At 71.5% G+C, this 20,851-nt stretch carries 14 protein-coding genes and 3 pseudogenes; 4 read left to right on the plus strand and 13 right to left on the minus strand.

Annotated features, from left to right (window positions below):
* Positions 1-18 precede the first annotated feature (18 nt).
* Positions 19-2,228: pseudogene (locus GLX30_RS11140) on the minus strand (MMPL family transporter).
* Positions 2,229-2,439: 211 nt separating this feature from the next.
* On the minus strand, positions 2,440-4,542 hold the full coding sequence (locus tag GLX30_RS11145; RefSeq protein WP_159686772.1) for a phospholipase C, phosphocholine-specific: 2,103 nt from the start codon (positions 4,540-4,542) through the stop codon (positions 2,440-2,442).
* 272 nt (positions 4,543-4,814) lie between these two features.
* On the opposite strand from GLX30_RS11145, the gene GLX30_RS11150 reads away from it, so the two are divergent.
* Complete coding sequence (locus GLX30_RS11150; protein ID WP_208545400.1) at positions 4,815-5,723, plus strand: hypothetical protein; 909 nt, start codon at positions 4,815-4,817, stop codon at positions 5,721-5,723.
* 33 nt (positions 5,724-5,756) lie between these two features.
* Here the strand turns inward: GLX30_RS11150 and GLX30_RS11155 are convergent, their stop codons facing one another.
* From GLX30_RS11155 to GLX30_RS11200, 10 genes and pseudogenes are all read right to left on the minus strand, one after another.
* Positions 5,757-6,041, minus strand: coding sequence for a hypothetical protein (locus GLX30_RS11155; RefSeq protein WP_159686778.1), 285 nt, complete (start codon positions 6,039-6,041; stop codon positions 5,757-5,759).
* 179 nt (positions 6,042-6,220) lie between these two features.
* The gene (gene gatB / locus GLX30_RS11160; RefSeq protein ID WP_159686781.1) at positions 6,221-7,732 is read right to left on the minus strand and encodes an Asp-tRNA(Asn)/Glu-tRNA(Gln) amidotransferase subunit GatB; all 1,512 of its coding nucleotides are present in this window, start codon (positions 7,730-7,732) and stop codon (positions 6,221-6,223) included.
* 16 nt (positions 7,733-7,748) lie between these two features.
* Complete coding sequence (locus GLX30_RS11165) at positions 7,749-7,991, minus strand: hypothetical protein (RefSeq protein ID WP_159686784.1); 243 nt, start codon at positions 7,989-7,991, stop codon at positions 7,749-7,751.
* Positions 7,988-9,484: an Asp-tRNA(Asn)/Glu-tRNA(Gln) amidotransferase subunit GatA gene (gene gatA / locus GLX30_RS11170; protein ID WP_159686787.1), complete on the minus strand. Its 1,497-nt coding sequence runs from the start codon at positions 9,482-9,484 to the stop codon at positions 7,988-7,990. The genes GLX30_RS11165 and gatA overlap by 4 nt, the downstream gene beginning before the upstream one ends.
* Before the next feature lie 13 nt (positions 9,485-9,497).
* Positions 9,498-9,785, minus strand: a pseudogene (gatC, locus tag GLX30_RS11175) (Asp-tRNA(Asn)/Glu-tRNA(Gln) amidotransferase subunit GatC); the annotation flags it as partial.
* Positions 9,786-9,950: 165 nt separating this feature from the next.
* Positions 9,951-12,082, minus strand: a pseudogene (locus GLX30_RS11180) (bifunctional diguanylate cyclase/phosphodiesterase).
* A 309-nt stretch (positions 12,083-12,391) separates the two neighbouring features.
* Positions 12,392-14,575, minus strand: coding sequence for an NAD-dependent DNA ligase LigA (ligA, locus tag GLX30_RS11185; protein WP_159686790.1), 2,184 nt, complete (start codon positions 14,573-14,575; stop codon positions 12,392-12,394).
* 30 nt (positions 14,576-14,605) lie between these two features.
* The gene (locus tag GLX30_RS11190) at positions 14,606-15,619 is read right to left on the minus strand and encodes a methionine synthase (protein ID WP_159686793.1); all 1,014 of its coding nucleotides are present in this window, start codon (positions 15,617-15,619) and stop codon (positions 14,606-14,608) included.
* Between the two features lie 25 nt (positions 15,620-15,644).
* The gene (locus GLX30_RS11195) at positions 15,645-16,343 is read right to left on the minus strand and encodes an SDR family oxidoreductase (protein ID WP_159686796.1); all 699 of its coding nucleotides are present in this window, start codon (positions 16,341-16,343) and stop codon (positions 15,645-15,647) included.
* A 7-nt stretch (positions 16,344-16,350) separates the two neighbouring features.
* Positions 16,351-16,890 carry a TIGR00730 family Rossman fold protein gene (locus tag GLX30_RS11200; RefSeq protein WP_159686799.1) on the minus strand — a complete coding sequence of 180 codons (540 nt, stop codon included), beginning with the start codon at positions 16,888-16,890 and terminating at the stop codon, positions 16,351-16,353.
* Positions 16,891-16,996: 106 nt separating this feature from the next.
* Here GLX30_RS11200 and GLX30_RS11205 point away from each other — a divergent pair, with 106 nt between their 5' ends.
* Together GLX30_RS11205 and GLX30_RS11210 are read left to right on the plus strand one after the other, a co-directional pair.
* Positions 16,997-17,785 carry an alpha/beta hydrolase gene (locus tag GLX30_RS11205; RefSeq protein ID WP_159686802.1) on the plus strand — a complete coding sequence of 263 codons (789 nt, stop codon included), beginning with the start codon at positions 16,997-16,999 and terminating at the stop codon, positions 17,783-17,785.
* 123 nt (positions 17,786-17,908) lie between these two features.
* Entirely contained in the window at positions 17,909-18,835 is a 927-nt protein-coding gene (locus GLX30_RS11210; protein WP_244258105.1) for an alpha/beta fold hydrolase, read from the plus strand.
* Here the strand turns inward: GLX30_RS11210 and mnmA are convergent.
* Positions 18,832-19,959 (minus strand): tRNA 2-thiouridine(34) synthase MnmA, encoded by a 1,128-nt coding sequence (gene mnmA, locus GLX30_RS11215; protein ID WP_159686805.1) that lies wholly within the window; start codon positions 19,957-19,959, stop codon positions 18,832-18,834. The two genes, GLX30_RS11210 and mnmA, sit on opposite strands and share 4 nt — an antisense overlap.
* 61 nt (positions 19,960-20,020) lie before the next feature.
* On the opposite strand from mnmA, the gene GLX30_RS11220 reads away from it, so the two are divergent.
* Positions 20,021-20,725, plus strand: coding sequence for an N-acetylmuramoyl-L-alanine amidase (locus GLX30_RS11220; RefSeq protein ID WP_159686808.1), 705 nt, complete (start codon positions 20,021-20,023; stop codon positions 20,723-20,725).
* Positions 20,726-20,851: the final 126 nt, after the last annotated feature.

Consider the following 20,851-nt stretch of genomic DNA (forward strand, 5'->3'; position numbering starts at 1 on the left):
CCGATGGACCGCGGGCCGTTACTGCACGAGCTCGCCGTCCTCGCGCGCGCGTGCACCGGGGATCCTCGCATGCGTGGCCTCGCGGCACTCGGGCTTTTCGATGCTGATCCGGGGCAGCAGGCGGCCCATCCACCGGGGCAGCCACCAGTTCGCGCCGCCGAGCATGTGCATCAGGGCGGGCACCAGCAGGGTGCGCAGTACGAAGGCGTCCAGCGCCACGGCCGCGGCGAGGCCGATGCCGAACATGGCGATGACCCGGTCGCCGCTGAGCACGAAGGCGAGGAAGACGGAGATCATGATGACGGCGGCGGAGTTGATCACGCGGCTGGTCTCGGCGAGTCCGACCCGTACCGCGCGCCGGTTGTCGCCGGTCTCCAGCCACTCCTCGTACATCCGGCTGACCAGGAAGACCTGGTAGTCCATGGAGAGGCCGAAGAGCACAGAGACCATGATCACCGGCAGGAAGGGCTCGATGGGGCCCGCGCTGCCGAGGCCGAGCAGCTCGCTGCCCCAGCCCCACTGGAAGACGGCCACGACGATGCCGAAGGCGGACGCGACGGCGAGGACGTTCATCGCCGCGGCCTTCAGCGGGATGCCGAGGGAGCGGAATGCGAGCAGCAGCAGGAGGCAGCCGAGCGCGATGACGACGCCGACGAAGAGGGGCAGCTTGCCGACGATGATCTCGGCGAAGTCGTCGTAGCCGGCGGTGACACCGCCGACGTGCACCTGGAGCGAGGTGCCGTTCTCCGCGACCGGCAGGACCTCGGAGCGCAGGCGGTCGACGAGTTCGCTCGTCGCCTTCGCCTGCGGCGCGGACTCCGGGACGACGGTGAGCAGCGCCGTGTCCCCGCTGCTGTTGTAGGCGACGGGCCCGGCGGACGCGATGCCGTCGGTGGCCTGGAGGTCCTCCCGGAGCCGGTCCAGCGCCACACGGTCGTCGGGTCCCTCCAGCTCGGCGACGAGCGTGAGGGGCCCGTTGACGCCGGGGCCGAAGCCGTCGGCGAGCATGTCGTACGCCTGCCGGGTGGTGGCGGAGGCGGGGCCGTTGCCCTGGTCGGACGTGCCGAGGTGGAGCGAGAACGTCGGCAGGGCGAGCGCCAGCATGACGACCGCGGCGAGGGCGCCCAGCAGCTTGGGCCGGCGCTCGACGAAGGCGGACCAGCGGGCGGCGAAGCCGGTCGGCAGTTCGGGCTGCGGCCCCTGTTCGGTCAGCCGCCGGCGCTCGCGCCGGCTCAGCGCCCGCATGCCGATCATCGAGAGCAGGGCGGGCAGCAGCGTCACGGAGGCGGCGACGGTGAGGACGACGGTGAGGGACGCGGCGATCGCCACGCCGTTGAGGAAGCCGAGGCGCAGGATCAGCATCCCGAGGAGCGCGATGCAGACGGTGGCGCCGGCGAAGACGACGGCGCGGCCCGTGGTGGCCACGGCGTCGCGTACCGCCTCGTCCACCGGCAGGCCGCGCTTGAGCCCCTTGCGGTGTCTGGTGACGATGAAGAGCGCGTAGTCGATGCCGACGCCGAGGCCGATCAGGAGGCCCAGCATGGGCGCGAAGTCGGCGACGGTCATGACGTGGCCGAGGAGAACGATGCCCGCGTATGCGGTTCCGACGGACACGAGCGCCGTGGCGATGGGCAGCACGCTGGCGGCGAGGGAGCCGAAGACCAGGAAGAGGACGACCGCCGCGACCGCCACACCGACCATTTCGGCTAGATGCCCGTCGGGAGCCTCGGTCAGCGCGACGGCGCTGCCGCCGAGCTCCACGTCCACCCCGTCGCCCGCGGCCGCCTTGGCGGTGTCGACGACGGCCCTGGCCTGCGCCTCGGAGATGTCCTCGACCTGGTGCTCGAAGGCGACCACGGCGAAGGCGGTGCGGGAGTCGGGGCTGATCTGCGTGGCGCCGTCGCTGCCGTACGGGCTCACGACGGCAGCGATCCCGTCGAGCCCGGCGACGTCCTGGAGCATGTCCGACATGCGTTTCTCGAGGTCGGGGCCCGGACGCTGCCGCTGTCGGTGCGCCAGACGATGGTGTCGCTGTCGCCGGCCCGGCCCTGGAAGCCGTCCTGGAGGAGGGTGGTGGCACGGCCGGATTCGGTTCCCGGAACCTCGTAGTCGTTGGAGTAAGCGGCTCCGGCGAAGCCCGCAGCGGCCGCGACGCCGCCGAGTGTGACGAGCCAGAGCAGGACGACGACGAGGCGGTGCGTGACGCACCACCGGGCAATTGCTGCCAACGGACCGGCTCCCCTGGTGGTTCGTGGATCTTTGGTCGGGAACAGCCCGCAAAGAACTCATGACCTGCAAGAAAACACTCTGGCAGCCAATAGTGATCGTTTGTCCCTTTCGTGGGGTGAGTCACACACGATGCACAGCGGCGCATAACGGTGCACATCGCCGGCTCCGTGACAGCGATGTGCACCGTTCACCCCGGCGCCGTACGCGGCGTCAGCCCGAGACGCTCGGGCGGCCGTTCTCGATGTGTCCCATCAGCCGGCGCCGGAAGCCGGACTCACGTTCCGGCCCTTCGACGGTCACCTCGAGGTCGTACCAGCCGTAAGCGTCGGCCGCCGAGTGCACGACGGTGCGGCTGCGTCCGGCCTTCACGGTGATCCTGCGGGTCCAGCCGTGCAGGTCCGCCTCCTCGACGTAACCGAGGGGCCGCACGGTGAACGTGAGGGGCGCGCTGCCGCCGTTGCGCAGCCTGAGGTGCACGTCGCGGTCGTGGTGGTCGATGACGGAGCGGAGCTCGGCCGTGCCCCGCGCGGGGCCGGCGAACTCCCGGCGGAAGCCGTTCGGGCCGGTGACGGTGAAACGGTAGTCGGCACGCGTAAGGGGCACCGTCCACTGCGCCTCGCCCCTTACATCCCGGTGCTGCGGAGCGGGAAACTCACCCGCGTACGGATAGAGCGCGAAGTGCGCGCTCGCCCGTCCGCTGTTGCGGAGCGCCACGGTGACCGCGTCGGCATTCAGCGTCGCGTGGGCATCGGGCTGGTACGGCAGAGGACGCGCGGGGCGGGTGCCCGGCTCCTGGACGGGCATCGCCTGCACCTTGGGCGGCAGCGGCCGCCAGCGGCCCGTGAACGCGGGTGCCTCCCCCGGCTTCTCCACCTCCGGCTGCGGCCGTGCCCTGCCGAAGTCGAAGGCCGAGGTGAGGTCGCCGGTCACGGTGCGCCGCCACGGGGTGATGAGAGGCTCTTCGACCCCGGTCCACCGTTCCAGCAGCCGGATCACCGAGGTGTGGTCGAAGACCTCGGAACAGACGTAGCCACCGATCGACCAGGGCGAGACGACCAGCATGGGGACGCGGATACCGAGGCCGGTCGGGAGCCCCTGCCAGCGCTCGGCGGTGTCGTCGGCGGGCGGGACGGGCGGCGGCACATGGTCGAAGAAGCCGTCGTTCTCGTCGTAGGTGATCAGGACGACGGTGCGCCGCCAGACGTCGGGGTGCGAGGCGAGGGCGTCGAGGACCTTGTGGACGAGGGAGGCGGAGGCGACGGGCGACGAGGCCCCGGGGTGCTCGGAGTCCACGGCCGACGGCACGAGGTAGGAGACGGCGGGGAGCCGGCCGGCGGCCACGTCGGCACGGAAGCTGTCGGCGAGTGTGCCGGTCTCGACCCGGCGCAGTCCGCGCTCGAAGAGCGACCGCTCGCCCTTCGACAGCGTCGCCACACCCCGCTCGAGTGACGCGAGCAGCGCGGCGCGCTCCGCCGCGTCCTCGGTCTCGCGGACCTTCGCGTAGAAGGCCTCCATGTACGTGAAGCCACCGGTCGGGGCCAGCGCCTTGCGCGCGATCTTCTTGAAGCTCGTGAAGAACTCGATGCTGTTGTCGGTGAAGTTCTCCCACTCCGTGTACGTCTTCCAGCTGCGGCCCGCCTTCTCCAGGCGCTCCGCGTACGTCGGCCACGGGTAGCCGGGGTGGGTGCCCTCCGCGTACGCGGCGTTGGTGACCGCGCGCGTGCCGTCGGCCTCGTGTCCCGTCCAGCCGCTCCAGAGGTGGTTGCGGTTCGGGTTCGTCGAGGTGTGGATCGAGGAGTGGTAGGCGTCGCAGACGGTGAAGGTGTCTGCGAGCTCGTAGTGCAGCGGCAGATCGCGCCGGTCGTAGTAGGCCATGGTCGCGGCGGTCTTCGCGGAGACCCAGCCGTCCATCCAGCCGTCGCGCCACGCCTTGGCGCCGCCGCCCCACGAGTGGTCGAGGTCGCCGATGTACTGGAGGTCCTTCTGCTGCGCCGCAGCGGCCTCGCGCACGGGGAAGGGCAGCACCGGCCCCTTCGGCGCGGGCTGCTCGAAGACCGTCCGGCCGGAGGGGAGTTCGACGGCGTTACGGTCCCCGAAGCCGCGCACTCCGCGCAGTGTCCCGAAGTAGTGGTCGAAGGACCGGTTCTCCTGCATGAGGATCACCACGTGCTCGACCGCGCGCAGCCCGCCCGCCGGCGGATCCGCGGAGAGCACCGCCCGGAGGGACGGCGGCAGCAGAGATCCCACGGCCGCCGCGCCGAGCGCTCCCGTACCGAGCGTGAGCACACCCCTGCGCGAAATCTCCGGTGCCATCCCCGACCTCCCGTCGACGGCCAATGGTTCGTCCTTGAGCCATTGCTCCGCAGGGACGGTAATCAGAGCGGATGACGGCGGGAAGGCCTGGTGACATCCGAGTGGTGAACGTCCAAGAGCCCGGCCGGGCGGTCCGATCGACATCCGGCCAACGGCGGAACCGCCCGCTCCACCATACTCAGGGCAGGGGCATCCGGCCGCGAAGGGCGCACGACGGCGGGAATCGGCCGTGGTCCACAAGACGAGCGGATTTGTCGGCGCCGGCTGGCACGATGGCCGACATGGAATACAGGGGGATCCACCAGACAGCCCTGACGCCCGCGGACGCCGCGGAGTTCGCCCGCATGCTCCACGACGCGCCCGGCCCGCATCTGGGCCGCGCCCCCGTCCCCGTGCTCGTCCATGAGCCGGACACGACCCCTGCCGGGCGCCGTCGCGCGCTCCAGGAGGTGTACGACGCGATCGTGGCGCGGATCGGCGAGCCGACGCTGTACGGCGGCTCCGCGGAGGGACCGAGCGTCCGCTGGCGTGACGGCCGCAGAATCGTCCTGCTCGCCGGGGACCGGCAGCAGGTGGGGCTGTCGGTCCACGACACCTTGACCCTCGAGGGCGAGGAGCGGCGGGCCTTCGAGTGGGGCGGCGCCTGGTCCGGCGGCGAACCGTACGACCCGGCGTTCCTGCCGTACGTGTGGCTGCTCGACCGCAGCGGCCCCGGCGAGCGCCCGACGTCCCGTCAGGGCGGTCGGCCCGCCGCGGACCTCGCGCAGTTCCAGTACGGCCTTCAGCTGCTCCTCGCGGCGTGGGTGGAGCAGCTGCCGGTGCAGGTCGGCACCGACTGGGCGAGCTTCTGTCTGACCAGCGCCGTCGACAGGGGCCGCCAGCTGCTCGTGTCCTACAGCCTCGAGGACGGCCTGCAGGCCTCGATCGACGACCGCGACGGGGAGAACAACGACGACCGCGCCAGGACGATGCTCGCGCGCGGCTGGCAGAGCAGGGACCGCGGCTGGTGGCAGACGGACTTCCCCGATCCCGGACCGGAGAACGCCGCGGACCTGGCCGCCCTCGTCGTCACCGAACTGTGCGCCCGCGGCACCAGGGCGCCGGAGGAACTGCGTGCGAGGGACGTGAGCTGCAAGGACCGCGGCGAACTGTGGCTGCCGGGGCTGGGCGTCCGTCACTGACGTCCGCCCGCCGCCGTCAGGTCGCCGCACTGCCTAGGCGCTGAGCAGCCCCACCACGGGCGCGGCCTGGCTGGTGAGCGGGTCCAGCTCACCCGGCACCTCGGCCAGCCTGTTGAGACCGGAGAGCTGCTCGGAGGCGCTCGGCACCTGTCCGCGCTGCTCGGGTGCGACGGAGCTCTCGGTGAGGGTGTCGACCGTGTCCATGACGGACAGCGTTCCGACGGGAAGTGCTGGGGCGGCGGTCGCGGCGGGGGCCGCGAGCGCGGAGGCGCCGGTGGCGAGGGCAAGAGCGGCAAGTACACGGTGTGCTGTGGTCATGTGGTGACAACGGCCCGGCTCCCTGATCGGTAACGCGGATCCGACGCGGATGCCCGCCATGACCACGAAGGCGCATGCCGCGACGCCGACCTCCGCCCCCGCAGGCGACGTGGGCGCCGGGAACAGGGAAGGGCGGCACGCACCCGTGGTGCGCGCCGCCCTCGCCGTGCGTACAGCCGTCAGCCTTCGGTGACGCCCAACTTCTGGAGGATCAGTTCCTTCACCCTGGCAGCGTCCGCCTGGCCGCGGGTGGTCTTCATGACCGCGCCCACGAGCGCTCCCGCCGCCGCGACCTTGCCGCCGCGGATCTTGTCCGCGATCGCCGCGTTGGCCGCGATCGCCTCGTCGACGGCCGCGCCGAGCGCGCCCTCGTCCGAGACGACCTTCAGGCCGCGCTTGTCCACGACGGCGTCCGGGTCGCCCTCGCCCGCGAGCACGCCCTCGATGACCTGACGCGCCAGCTTGTCGTTGAGCGAGCCCTCCTTGACCAGTGCGGTCACCCGGGCGACCTGCGCCGGGGTGATCGGCAGCTCGTCCAGGGCCTTGCCCGACTCGTTGGCGCTGCGGGCCAGTTCGCCCATCCACCATTTGCGGGCCTGGTCGGCGGGTGCGCCGGCCTCGATCGTGGCGACGATCAGGTCGACCGCACCGGCGTTGAGGATGGACTGCATGTCGTGCTCGGAGACGCCCCACTCCTCGCGGAGCCGGTTGCGCCGAAGACGCGGCAGCTCCGGCAGGGTGGCGCGCAGCTCCTCGACCCACTCGCGCGTGGGCGCGACCGGGACGAGGTCGGGCTCGGGGAAGTAGCGGTAGTCCTCCGCCTCCTCCTTGACCCGGCCGGACGTCGTGGAGCCGTCCTCCTCGTGGAAGTGCCGGGTCTCCTGCACGATGGTGCCGCCGGACGAGAGCACCGCGGCGTGCCGCTGGATCTCGTACCTGGCCGCGCGCTCCACGCTGCGCAGCGAGTTGACGTTCTTCGTCTCGGAGCGGGTGCCGAACTTCTCGGTGCCGTTCGGGCGCAGCGACAGGTTCACGTCGCAGCGCATCTGGCCCATCTCCATGCGGGCCTCGGACACACCGAGCGCCCTGATGAGCTCGCGCAGCTCGGCGACGTACGCCTTGGCGACCTCGGGTGCCCGTGCGCCGGCGCCCTCGATCGGCTTGGTGACGATCTCGATCAGCGGGATGCCGGCCCGGTTGTAGTCGAGCAGGGAGTGGGACGCGCCGTGGATACGGCCGGTGGCACCGCCGACGTGGGTCGACTTGCCGGTGTCCTCCTCCATGTGGGCGCGCTCGATCTCCACGCGGAAGACCTCGCCGTCCTCGAGCTGGACGTCCAGATAGCCGTTGAAGGCGATCGGCTCGTCGTACTGCGAGGTCTGGAAGTTCTTCGGCATGTCCGGATAGAAGTAGTTCTTCCGGGCGAAGCGGCACCATTCGGCGATCTCGCAGTGCAGCGCGAGGCCGATCTTGACGGCCGACTCGACGGCGACCGCGTTGACGACCGGCAGGGAGCCGGGCATGCCGAGGCAGGTGGGACAGGTCTGCGAGTTGGGCTCGGCGCCCAGCTCCGTGGAGCACCCGCAGAACATCTTGGTCTTGGTGCCGAGCTCGACATGGACCTCGAGGCCCATGACGGGGTCGTAGGACGCGAGGGCGTCCTCGTACGACACCAGTTCAGTGACGGTCACGATGAAACTTTCCCTCTCAGCCCAGCAGAACGTCGTCGTCGCCGAGCCGCTTCAGCTCGCGGTAGAGGATGGCCAGGCCGGTGACGATGGCGGCGGCGGACACCGCGGCGTCGATCAGCCGCAGCACGTCCCCGTCCTCGCGGGCCAGCCTGGCCTGCTTGGCGACGCTGATCGCGCCGAACGCGGTGCTGCCGAGCGATACGTACAGCCCGGTCCTGGACTTCTTGAAGTTCTTGGCCTTCTTTGCCATGGCACTCATAGCGACGGAGCCTCCTCAAGCAGCGGGTGCCCCCAGCGTTCCACGAACGCCGCCTCGACGGCTGCACCGACCTTGTACAGACGGTCGTCCTTCATGGCCGGGGCGATGATCTGCAGGCCGACGGGCAGGCCGTCCTCCGGTGCGAGACCGCAGGGCAGCGACATGGCCGCGTTGCCGGCCAGGTTGGTAGGGATGGTGCACAGGTCCGCGAGGTACATCGCCATCGGGTCGTCGGCACGCTCGCCGATCGGGAAGGCGGTGGTCGGCGTCGTCGGGGAGACGATCACGTCGACCTGCTCGAACGCCTTCTCGAAGTCCCGGGTGATCAGGGTGCGGACCTTCTGCGCGGAGCCGTAGTACGCGTCGTAGTAGCCGGAGCTGAGCGCGTACGTGCCGAGCATGATGCGGCGCTTGACCTCGTCACCGAAGCCGGCCTCACGGGTGAGCGCGGTGACGTCCTCCGCGGACTTCGTGCCGTCGTCGCCGACCCGCAGGCCGTAACGCATGGCGTCGAAGCGGGCGAGGTTCGAGGAGCACTCGGAGGGCGCGATGAGGTAGTACGCGGACAGCGCCAGGTCGAAGGACGGGCAGTCCAGCTCGACGATCTCGGCACCGAGCTCCTTCAGCAGCTGCACCGACTCGTCGAAGCGCTGCACGACGCCGGCCTGGTAGCCCTCGCCGCGGAACTGCTTGACGATGCCGACGCGCATCCCGGCCACGGAGCCGTTACGGGCGGCCTCGACGACCGGCGGGACCGGCGCGTCGATGGACGTCGAGTCGAGCGGGTCGTGCCCGGCGATGACCTCGTGGAGGAGGGCGGCGTCGAGGACGGTGCGGGCGCACGGCCCGCCCTGGTCGAGGCTGCTGCTGAACGCGACCATGCCGTACCGCGACACTCCGCCGTACGTGGGCTTGACGCCGACCGTCGCGGTCACGGCGGCGGGCTGACGGATCGAGCCGCCGGTGTCCGTGCCGATGGCGAGCGGCGCCTCGTAGGAGGCGAGCGCGGCACTGGAGCCACCGCCGGAGCCGCCGGGGATACGGGTGAGGTCCCACGGGTTGCCGGTCGGGCCGTACGCGCTGTTCTCCGTGGAGGACCCCATGGCGAACTCGTCCATGTTGGTCTTGCCGAGGATGACGACGTCGGCCGCCTTGAGCCGCTGGGTGACCGTCGCGTCGTACGGCGGGATCCAGCCCTCGAGGATCTTGGAGCCGACCGTGGTGGGGATGCCCTCGGTGGTGAAGATGTCCTTCAGTGCGAGCGGCACACCGGCGAGAGGACCGAGCTTCTCGCCCTTCGCGCGCTTCTCGTCGACGGCGCGGGCCTGCGCGAGGGCGCCCTCACGGTCGACGTGGAGGAAGGCGTGGACCTTCTCGTCGACGGCCTCGATGCGGGCCAGGTGGGCCTGCGTCACCTCGACGGCCGTGAGCTCGCCCGCGGCGATCTTCGCGGCGATCTGGGCGGCGGTGAGCTTGATGATGCTGTCCGACATGGTGATTAGTCCTCCCCAGGATCTGCGGCACCTTGAAACGCTGCTGCTCCTGGGCCGGGGCGCCGGAGAGCGCCTGCTCGGGGGTGAGCGACGGACGGACCTCGTCCGCGCGCATGACGTTCGTCAGCGGCAGCGGGTGGGAGGTCGGCGGTACGTCTTGGTCGGCGACCTCGGAGACGCGGGCGACCGCGCCGATGATGTCGTCGAGTTGTCCGGCGAAGTGCTCGAGCTCTTCGCCTGACAGCTCAAGACGCGCCAGCCGTGCGAGGTGGGCGACCTCCTCGCGCGTGATGCCAGGCATGCAGCGATCCTCAGGGGTGAGTGTGATGGTTTTCGTCAATCCTATGGGGCTGGCGCCGCTGACCGTGAAACGGTTTGCCTTCCCCGTCCCGCCCCACCCCTGACGGAGCAGCCGGGCCCTCCCGGCAGCGGGGCCGCCGTCGGGTGGGACGCCGCCGTCCGAGGGCTACGTCACCGCGCGGCCAGAGGTGCGGTCCGCACGCGGCTGGGGCGGGGGGATCTCACCGGCCGCCGGGAGTGCCGGGCGGTGCCAGCCGTGCTCCCCACGGGCCAGCAGCCACGCCGTGGCCTCCTGCGGGGGCATTGCCGCGGCGACCAGCCAGCCCTGCACCGCGTCGCAGCGCAGGTCCCTCAGCCGTTCCCAGGTCTCGTCGTCCTCGACGCCCTCCGCGACCACCAGCAGGCCGAGCGAGTGGGCCAGGTCCACGGTGCAGCGGACGATCTCCGCGTCCTCGGCGTCGACCGCGAGCCTGGCCACGAAGGAGCGGTCGATCTTCAGCTCGCTGACGGGCAGCCGGCGCAGGTGGACCAGTGACGAGTAGCCGGTGCCGAAGTCGTCCAGCGACATCTTCACGCCGTGGTCGGCGAGCCCGGCCAGGGTGTCCGCGGCCCGCTGCGGGTCCTCCAGCAGCACGTGTTCCGTTATCTCCAGCTGGAGCGCGCCGGCGGGGACCCCGTGCCGGGCGAGCCTCGCGGCCACGGCCCCGGCGAAGCCGGGTGTGTGGACGTCGCGGGGCGAGACGTTGACGGCGACCGGCACCTCGAGTCCCTGCGCGCGCCATGTGGCGACCTGGGCGAGCGCCGTCTCGAGGACGTACTCGGTCAGGTGGGGCATCAGTCCGGAGGACTCGGCGATGGCGATGAACTCGTCCGGAGGGACTCGCCCCCGCTCGGGGTGGACCCAGCGCACCAGAGCCTCGAGACCGGCGACGTGCCCGTCGAAGCGGACCTTGGGCTGGTAGTGGAGTTCGACGTCTCCGGCGTCCAGCGCGCGCCGCAGGTCGCCCAGGAGGCCGAGCCGGTCGGGGGTGTTGCTGTCGCGCTTGGACTCGTACACCTCGACGCCTGTCCGGTCGCGCTTGGCCTGGTACATCGCCACGTCCGCGCGGCGCAGCAGCCCCTCGGCGTCCAGCGCGTGGTCGGGGAAGACGGCGAGGCCGGCGCTGGCCTCCAGGACGAGGGTGAGCCCGTCGAGGTCGAGAGGGGAGGACAGTTCGGCGACGAGGTGCCTGGCGATCCGTTGCGCGGACGTCGTGGAGTCGGCGGTGGGCAGCAGCACGGCGAACTCGTCGCCGCCGAGCCGTGCGGCCTCCGCGCCCCGCGGCAGGGCGAGCCGGAGCCGGTCGGCGATCTGCAGCAGCAGCCGGTCCCCGCGAGGTGACCGAGTGTGTCGTTGACGGACCGGAAGCGGTCGAGGTCGATCAGGACGAGCGCGGCGCGTGCGCCGCTGCTCTCCGCGTCCTCCAGTGCGGACCAGGTGCGCTCCAGCAGCCACTGGCGGTTGGGCAGCCCGGTGAGCGGGTCCCGTAGCTGCTCCTCCGCCCTGGCCCTGGCGATCCACAGCGTGGAGTCCAGCGCGATCAGCGGTACGGCGAACAACGGCAGCAGCAGCGGCATCGCGACGGCGACGACGCAGATCAGCGGCGCTATGCCGACGAGCGCGACGGCGACGAGTCCCTGCCGCAGCAGGGCCGTGCGGGCAACGGTCGGCAGACCGCCGGCCTGCGGTGCCAGCACGTACCAGAGCAGCAGCCGGGTGGCGCCCAGGTACGCGGTGGCGGCCAGGATCACCTCGGGCGCGGCCGCGGGCTCCCAACTGAGCGGGTCCCAGGGCCGCTCGACGGTGGGCACGACGTCGAACAGGGCGAGCGCGAGCGCCGCCGCTCCGATGCCGAGGAGGTCGACGGCGCCGTGCAGCACGCCCTGCCGCCAGCGGTTGCGGCAGGCGGCGCCGACGAGGGCCACGACGGCGAGGGAGACCAGGCCGGCCGCCACCCAGCCGTACAGGAGCAGGGTGGCGAGGGTCAGCGCGGCCCCCGATCCCGCGCCGCCCCACCAGCGGTCGCGGCCGAGGGCGACGAGATGCCCGACGATGATGCCGGTGAGCACGGCCATCGACCAGCCGACGGTGCCGGAGGGGAAGAGCGCCTGCCCCTCCTGGAGAGCCCGTACGACTCCAGCGCCCAGCACGAGCGCGGCAGTTGCCACGACGGCCGCGGGCAGGCCGGGTTTCCTGCCCACCAGGGCCGCGAGTGCACGCGGCCGTGAGACCGGGGCGGCGCTCTCGGTCGGTTTCATTCCCGTCCCTCTCACAGCCGGCGGTGCCTCGCGATGGCTCCCGTTGTCATGCCACCACGACTGAATCCCACCACGCAGCCGTGCACGACAGGCGCACATTTCAACAGTAGGCCGCGGGAGACCCGCACGGGCAGCGCTCTACAGCTCTTGCCCGAATGCGACCCGGCCACCCTTAACCATCTGGTATGCGATGAACGCGTGACCTGTACTGGGCGTTCCACCGGCGCTCCGGGCGTCCGGATCCTGCCCCTCGTGCCGCGGCGGTGCGCCTCACGCGCCCCCGTCGAGCGCCCGTCCGAGCCCCCTTTGTCACGCCTCCTCGGTCACAGCAGCCTCACGAGCCGCCTCCGGTCCCTCTTCGAGGAGGACCGCGAAGCCCGACTCGTCCAGAACCGGCACCTTCAACTGCACGGCCTTGTCGTACTTGGAGCCGGGATTGTCACCGACCACCACGAAGCTCGTCTTCTTCGACACGGAACCGGCCACTTTCGCTCCGAGGCCCTGGAGCGCTTCTTTTGCGCCATCCCTGGTGTGGTTCTCCAGCGTTCCGGTGACGACGACCGTGAGCCCTTCGAGGGGACGCGGCCCCGCGTCCTCCCCTGGGCCGTGCTCCTCCATCCGCACGCCCGCCGCACGCCACTTGCGCAGGATCTCGCGGTGCCAGTCCTCTTCGAACCACTGCTTGAGCGCGGCGGCGATGGTCGGGCCCACGCCGTCCACGGCCGCGAGCTCCTCCTCCGTCGCCTGCTCGATGCGGTCGATGGACCGGAACTCCCGGGCGAGCGCCTCGGCGGCTACGGGGCCCACATGACGGATCGACAGCCCCGTGATGATCCGGGCCAGCGGGCGCTCCTTGGCCGCCGCGATGTTCTCGAGCATCGCCACGGCGTTCCTGCGCGGCTCGCCCTTCTGGTTGGCGAAGACCGTCGCGATCTTGTCCTCGCCGGTCTTCTGGTCGCGCTTGGGAAGGCCGCTGTCCTGGTCGAGGACGTACGCCTTGATGGGAAGCAGCTGCTCCATGGTGAGGTCGAACAGGTCGCCCTCGTCGGCGAGCGGCGGCTCCGCGGGCTCCAGCGGCTGGGTGAGCGCCGCGGCCGCGACGTAACCGAAGTGCTCGATGTCGAGCGCCCTGCGCCCCGCCAGGTAGAAGAGCCGCTCCCGCAACTGGGCGGGGCACGAGCGGGCGTTGGGACAGCGCAGGTCCACGTCGCCCTCCTTCATGGGTCGCAGCGCGGTGCCGCACTCGGGGCACTCGGCCGGCATCACGAACTCCCGCTCGCTGCCGTCCCGTAGATCCGCCACCGGGCCGAGGATCTCGGGGATGACGTCGCCGGCCTTGCGCAGCACCACCGTGTCGCCGATGAGGACGCCCTTGGCCTTGACCACGTCCTGGTTGTGCAGGGTCGCGAACTCGACCTCCGACCCCGCCACCGTCACCGGCTCGACCTGTGCGTACGGCGTGACGCGGCCGGTACGGCCGACGCCGACGCGGATGTTGACCAGCTTGGTGTTGACCTCTTCCGGCGCGTACTTCCAGGCGATCGCCCAGCGCGGCGCACGCGCGGTCGACCCCAGACGGCCCTGCAGCGGGATCTCGTCGAGCTTGACCACGACCCCGTCGATCTCGTGCTCCACCGAGTGGCGGTGCTCTCCGAAGTAGGCGATGAACTCACGCACCTCGTCGAGCGAGCCGACCACCTTGTTGTGCCGGGCGGTGGGCAGGCCCCACTCGCGGAGCAGGTCGTACGCCTGGGAGAGCCGGTCGATCGTCAGGCCCGCGCGTGCGCCGATGCCGTGCACCACCATGCGCAGCGGCAGCGTGGCGGTGACCTTCGGGTCCTTCTGGCGCAGTGAACCGGAGGCCGAGTTCCGCGGGTTGGCGTAGGGCTGCTCACCGGCTGCCACGCGGCGGGCGTTGAGCTCCTGGAACTGCTCCATCGGGAAGTAGACCTCGCCGCGGATCTCCACCAGGTCCGGGATACGGTCGCCCTTGAGCCGGTCGGGGACACCGGCGATGGTGCGGGCGTTCGGAGTGATGTCCTCGCCCACCCGCCCGTCGCCGCGGGTCGCCGCGCGGGTCAGCCGGCCCTTCTCGTAGGTGAGGTTGACCGCGAGGCCGTCCACCTTCAGCTCGCACAGGAAGTGGTAGCCGGGGGCGCCGACGTCACGGGCGACGCGCTCGGCCCAGGCGGCGAGCTCCGCGTCGTCGAAGGCGTTGTCCAGGGAGAGCATCCGCTCTCGGTGCTCGACCTTGGTCAGCTCGGTCTCGTAGTCCCCTGCGACCTTCTGGGTCGGCGAGTCGGGCGTGCGCAGCTCCGGATAGCGCTCCTCGAGCCCTTCGAGCTCCCGGAGGAGCTTGTCGAACTCCGCGTCGCTGATGACGGGGCTGTCCTTCACGTAGTACCGGAAGCGGTGCTCCTCGATCTGCTCGGACAGGAGCGCGTGCTCCTCCCGTGCCTGGGCGGGCAGGTTCGTCTGCTGTTCGCCGGCCACCGTTTCGTCCTCCCGTTGTCCGTGCACCCGTTACTCAGGGTTGTCCGCGAGGGATCTCGCGGCGCGGACACAGTGGGCGAGCGCCGCCCGGGCGTACGCGGGCGAGGCGCCCGCGAGCCCGCACGTCGGAGTGATCACGATCGACTCGGCGAGAGTCCCCGGATTCAGCCCCAGCCTGCGCCACAGTGTCCGTACACCCTTGACGATATCGGCGCCCACCGACAATCCGGCCGACGCGGCGTCGGTGGAGGGGACGATGCCCGCGAAGAGCTTGGTGCCGCCCTCCACCGCCTCACCGATGGACTCCTCGTCACGGTCCGTGAGCAGTCCGAAATCGAACGAGATTCCCTGCACACCGGCGCGGCGCAGCAGCGCGAAGGGCACGTCCGGTGCGCAGGAGTGGACGATCACCGGCCCGTCCGCGGCGGCCATGACATCCCGCAGCGTGCTCTCGACGACCTGCCGGTCGACGGCACGGTACGTGCGGTAGCCGCTGGCGGTCCTGACCTGCCCGCTCAGCACGGCCGTGAGCGACGGTTCGTCGAGCTGGAGCACGACGCGGGCGCCGGGGACCCGGCGGCGCACCTCGGCGAGATGTTCGCGCAGCCCCTCGGCGAGGGAGGCGGCGAGGTCCCGGCAGGCGCCGGCGTCGCCGAGCGCGGCCTCGCCGCCGCGCCGCTCGAGGGCGGCGGCGAGCGTCCACGGGCCGACGGCCTGCACCTTCAGCGGGCCCTCGTAGCCCTGGGTGAACTCCTCGAGCGCGTCGAGGTCCTCGCCCATCCAGGAGCGGGCCCTGCGGGTGTCGCGACCGGGCCGGTCGCTGATCCGCCAGCCGCTGGGCTCCACATGGGCGTACATCTCGACAAGGAGGCCGATGGTCCGGCCGATCATGTCGGCGCCCGGCCCACGGGCGGGCAGTTCCGGCAGGTGGACAAACTCCTCGAAGGACCCGGTGACCGTCCTCGCCGCCTCGCGTGCGTCGCCGCCGGGCAGGGAGCCCACGCCGGTCGCGGGGCCCCATCGGAACTCGTTCTTCTCGCTCACCCCGGCAGCGTACGTGTCTCCGCGCTCAGCGCCCCGGGCGCACCGTCAGATCGTTGATCTCCGCGTCGCGCGGCAGGTCCAGCGCGGTGAGGATCGCCGTGGCGACCGACTCGGGGTCGATCCAGCGTGAGGCGTCGTACTCCTTGCCCTCCTGCGAGTGCACCTTGGCCTGCATGGGGCTCGCGGTGCGCCCCGGGTAGACGGAGGTGACCCGTACCCCGGCTGCGTGCTCCTCGTGCCGCAGGGAGTCGGCGAGGGCCTTCAGGCCGTGCTTGGAGGCGGCGTACGCGGCCCACTCGGCGTGGGCGGCGAGGCCGGCACCGGAGTTGACGAAAACGACATGGCCCTGGACGGCCCGCAGTTGGGGAAGGAACAGCCGGGTCAGTTCGGCGGGCGCGATCAGGTTCACGTTGAGCTGCTGGCGCCATGTCTTCGGACGCAGGTCGCCGACCGGTCCGAGGTCGACGATTCCCGCGATGTGCAACAGCGAGTCGACGCTCGAAGGCATGGACTGGTGCCCGAGGGCCCAGGAGATCCGGTCGGGGTCCGCCAGGTCGGCGACGAGCGTGCCCGCTCCCGGGTAGCGCGCCTCGAATTCCTTGGCCCGGCCCGCGTCGCGGGCGACGAGGACGAGATCGTCGCCCCGCTCGTGCAGACGACGCGCGACGGCCGCGCCGATGCCGGATCCTGCGCCGGTGATCAGATGGGTGGTCATGCCCGCCATGCTCGCACTACCGGATACCGGCGGACTCCTCGAGGTACGCCATGGCGCCGGCGCCGTCCTCGGCGAAGAACACCAGGTCGGTGAGCGGCAGGGGCAGGAAGCCCTCGTCGTCCATCCGCTGGAACTGCTGCTTGAGCCCGTCGTAGAACCCGGCGGCGTTGAGCAGGACGACCGGCTTGGTGTGGTGGCCGTGCTTCTTCAGTTCCAGGATCTCGGTCGCCTCGTCGAGCGTCCCGGTGCCACCGACCATGATCACAACGGCGTCGGACCTGGCAAGCAGCAGCGCCTTGCGCTCTGCGAGGTCCTTGGCGATCACCATCTCGTCCGCGTCCGCCCGCGCCTTGGCCCGGAGGAACTCGACGGAGACGCCGACCAGCCTGCCGCCGGCCTCCTGCACGCCGTCCGCCACGACCTTCATCAGCCCGCTCTCCGAACCACCCCACACCAGTGTGTGGCCGCCCTTGCCGATGAGCTCGGCGAACTCGCGGGCGGGGCGGGTGTAGCGCTCGTCGAGATCGGCGGCGGAGAGGAAGACGCAGATGTTCATGCGACCACCGTAAAGGGAGGTACCGACATCCCTCCTTCACGGAATTCTCCCGTCGGAGCGATGAGTTCTCGCGAGCGGCCCGGTCAGCCCTCTCATGGACACCACCATGAGCACGGCTGTGATGAAGGCCGAGTCCACGGACGGCACCCTCATCGCCTACGAACGGCGAGGCGGCGGACCGGCGTTGGTACTGGTGGGCGGAGCGCTGTGCACGGCCGCGTCGGACGCGCCGCTGGCCGAGCTGCTCGCCCCGCATTTCAGCGTGTTCACGTACGACCGCCGCGGCCGGGGAGCAAGCGGGGACACGTCCCCGTACGCGGTGCAGCGCGAGATCGAGGACCTCGCCGCCGTCATCGGTGCGGCGGGCGGCCACGCCGCCGTCCACGGCATTTCCTCGGGCGCGGCGCTGGCGCTGCACGCCGCGGCGGCCGGATTGCCGATCACTCGACTGTCCGTCTACGAACCGCCGTTCGAGACCGACCCGGCGGCAGCGCAGGGCAACACCGAGTACGTCGGCCGGATGACGGCCCTCCTCGCCCAGGGGCGGCGGGGTGACGCGCTCGCCGCTTTCATGACCGCGACGGGGATGCCTGAGGAGGCCGTCGACGGTCTCCGTCCGCTGCCGGCGTGGTCGGGCATGGAGGCTCTGGCGCACACCTTGGCGTACGACCACGCGGTGATGGGGGACGGCGTGGTGCCCACGGGGCTCCTCGCCTCCGTCACCGCCCCCGTGATGGTGGTCGACGGCGGCGCCAGCCCCACCGGGATGCGCGACGCCGCCCGCGCGGTGGCGACGGCCCTCCCCCGCGGACGCCACCGCACCTTGACGGGCCAGACGCACGAGGTGGCCCCGCACGTACTGGCGCCGACGCTGGTCCGGTTCCTCGCGGAGTGACGGCCCGTCCGTCAGGCCCCGGAGGGCCGCACCTCCCATGGACCGGGGCGTGGCCGGAAGTGCCGCCCGATCACGGCCGGTTGGCGCCGATCATGTCCCTGATCACGCTTGTAGAGTGCCGGTATGAGCCGAGTGACCGTCAACGGTGCAGTGATCCACTACAGCGACCAGGGACCGGCCGACGGGGTGCCTGTCGTCCTCGTCCACGGGCACCCCTTCAACCGCTCCCTGTGGGCGCCCCAGGCCGAGGCGCTGACCGGGGCCGGGTACCGCGTGATCACTCCCGACCTGCGCGGTTACGGCGAGAGCCAGGTCGTCCCCGGCACGACCCTGCTCTCCGACTTTGCGGACGACATCGCCGGCCTCCTCGACCATCTCGGTCTCCGGCGCGTGGTGGTCGGCGGTGTCTCCATGGGCGGCCAGATCGCGATGGAGTTCCAGCGTTCGTACGCGCCGCGCGTGCGGGCGCTCGTCCTGTCGGACACGTCCCCGCTCGCCGAGACGGAGGAGGGCAAAGCGTTCCGCAACAGCCTCGCCGACCGGCTGCTCGCCGAGGGCATGGACGGGTACGCGGACGAAGTGATCGACAAGATGCTGGCGGCGTACAACGTCACGGCGATGCCGGACGTCGCGGCGCGGGTGCTGACGATGATGCGGACGACCGCACCCGAGGGCGCGGCGGCGGCCCTCCGCGGCCGCGCGGAACGGCCCGACTACCGCGACACGCTGGCCGCGGTGCAGACGCCGGTACTGATCGTCGTCGGGACGGACGACGCGTACACCCCCGTCTCCGACGCGGAGGGGATGCTGGCTCTGGTCCCGCACGCCACGCTCACGGTGATCGAGGGCGCCGGGCACCTCCCGGGGGCCGAGCAGCCCGCGCGGTTCAACGCGGCGCTGCTGGCGTTCCTGGAGGAGCAGGCGGTCCAGGCCATTCCGCTTCCGGAGCCTGCCCGGGCCGCCCGGGCCGGCCGGGCCAGGCAGGGCCCGACCGGACCAGGACCGGCCGGCCCGGCCGGAGGCCGACCGGACGCGCACGGGAATGCCTAGGCGACCGCCGTCGCCCGCCGGGTCGTGGTCGCGATCGTCGCCGACCCGACCACACGCGTGCCGTCGTAGAGGACGACCGCCTGGCCGGGGGCCACGCCCCGGACCGGCTCGGTGAAGGTGACCCGCAGCTCGGAGCCGTCGACCAGCTCGGCCGTCACCTCCGTCTCACCCCCGTGGGCGCGCAGCTGCGCGGTGTACGTGCCGGGGCCCTCCGGGGCCGCGCCGCACCAGCGGGGCTTGATCGCGGTCAGGGCGGTGACGTCCAGGGCCTCGACCGGGCCGACGGTCACGGTGTTGTTCACCGGGGAGATGTCCAGGACGTAGCGCGGCTTGCCGTCGGGCGCCGGGTGCCCGATGCGCAGGCCCTTGCGCTGCCCGATGGTGAACCCGAAGGCGCCGTCGTGACTGCCGAGCTTCGTGCCCGACTCGTCGACGATGTCGCCCTCCGCGGTGCCGAGGCGGTCCGCGAGGAAGCCCTGTGTGTCACCGTCGGCGATGAAGCAGATGTCGTGGCTGTCGGGCTTCTTCGCGACCGCGAGCCCGCGCCGCTCGGCCTCCGCCCGGATCTCGTCCTTGGTGGTCAGCGTGTCGCCGAGCGGGAACATGGCGTGCGCGAGCTGCCTCTCGTCGAGGACGCCCAGCACGTACGACTGGTCCTTGGCCATGTCGCTGGCGCGGTGCAGCTCGCGGCTGCCGTCGTCCTTCAGGACCACGGTGGCGTAGTGGCCGGTGCACACCGCGTCGAAGCCCAGCGCGAGGGCCTTGTCGAGCAGCGCGGCGAACTTGATCTTCTCGTTGCAGCGCAGGCAGGGGTTGGGCGTGCGGCCCGCCTCGTACTCGGCGATGAAGTCCTCGACCACGTCCTCGCGGAAGCGTTCCGCCAGGTCCCACACGTAGAAGGGGATGCCGATGACGTCCGCGGCGCGGCGCGCGTCACGCGAGTCCTCGATGGTGCAGCAGCCGCGGGCACCCGTGCGGAAGGACTGCGGGTTCGCGGAGAGCGCCAGGTGCACACCGGTCACGTCGTGACCGGCCTCTGCCGCACGGGCGGCGGCGACGGCGGAGTCCACGCCGCCGGACATGGCGGCGAGGACGCGGAGGGGGCGCTGGGGAGTCTCAGTCATAGCGCTACCAGGGTACGGGTGCCGGGGAACCGAAAGCTCGTGAGTATGCGTTGTGGTCGGCATGGGGAGCGAGAGCAGGCACGGCGGCGGGAAGAGCGGCCGGAAGAAGAGCGGCGTGACCAGGCGGGCCGTACTGATCGGCGGCGGGGCCGCGGCGGTGGGCGGCGGCCTGCTGGCCGAGGAGGAGATCCGCCGGCTGTGGCGGGGCATGCCCTGGGTGCGCCCGCCGCGCAAGGAGGGCGAGCTCGACTTCGCAGCGGCCCAGTGGGTCTCGGCGAACGCCGCGAACTGGCGGCTGGCCTGGCGGCCCGACGACTACGCGATCGACCGGGTGGTCATCCACGTCGTGCAGGGCAGCTACGCGACCGCCCTGAAGGTGTTCCGGGACCCCCTGCACAAGGCGGCGACCCACTACGTGGTGCGCAAGGACGGCCACGTCGCGCAGATGATCCGCGAGTACGACGTCGCCTACCACTGCGGCAACCGGTCCTACAACGAGCGCAGCATAGGCATCGAGCACGAGGGCTTCGTCGACCGGCCCAAGGACCTCACCGACGCCATGTACCGCGGCTCGGCGAAGCTGACGGCGGACATCTGCGTGCGCCACGGCATACCGGTGGACCGGGAGCACATCGTGGGACATGTCGAGGTCCCGGGGACGGACCACACAGACCCGGGGCCGCACTGGGACTGGGAGCGCTACATGAAGCTGGTGAGCGAGGCGCTGCCCGAGGCGAAGCGGGCAGCGGAGCCCCGCAAGGCCTGAGGGAAGCCCAGCGCGGAGCGTTCCGGCGGCGGCTCGCCCCGCGGGGTCCAGGCTGGGTCGATCCGTAGCGGACCCACAGGACAGCCTGGCGCCGGGCGCCACGGCAACACAAGGTCTAGACCAATG

The sequence above is a fragment of the Streptomyces sp. Tu 2975 genome (assembly GCF_009832925.1).
Classification (GTDB): Bacteria; Actinomycetota; Actinomycetes; order Streptomycetales; family Streptomycetaceae; genus Streptomyces.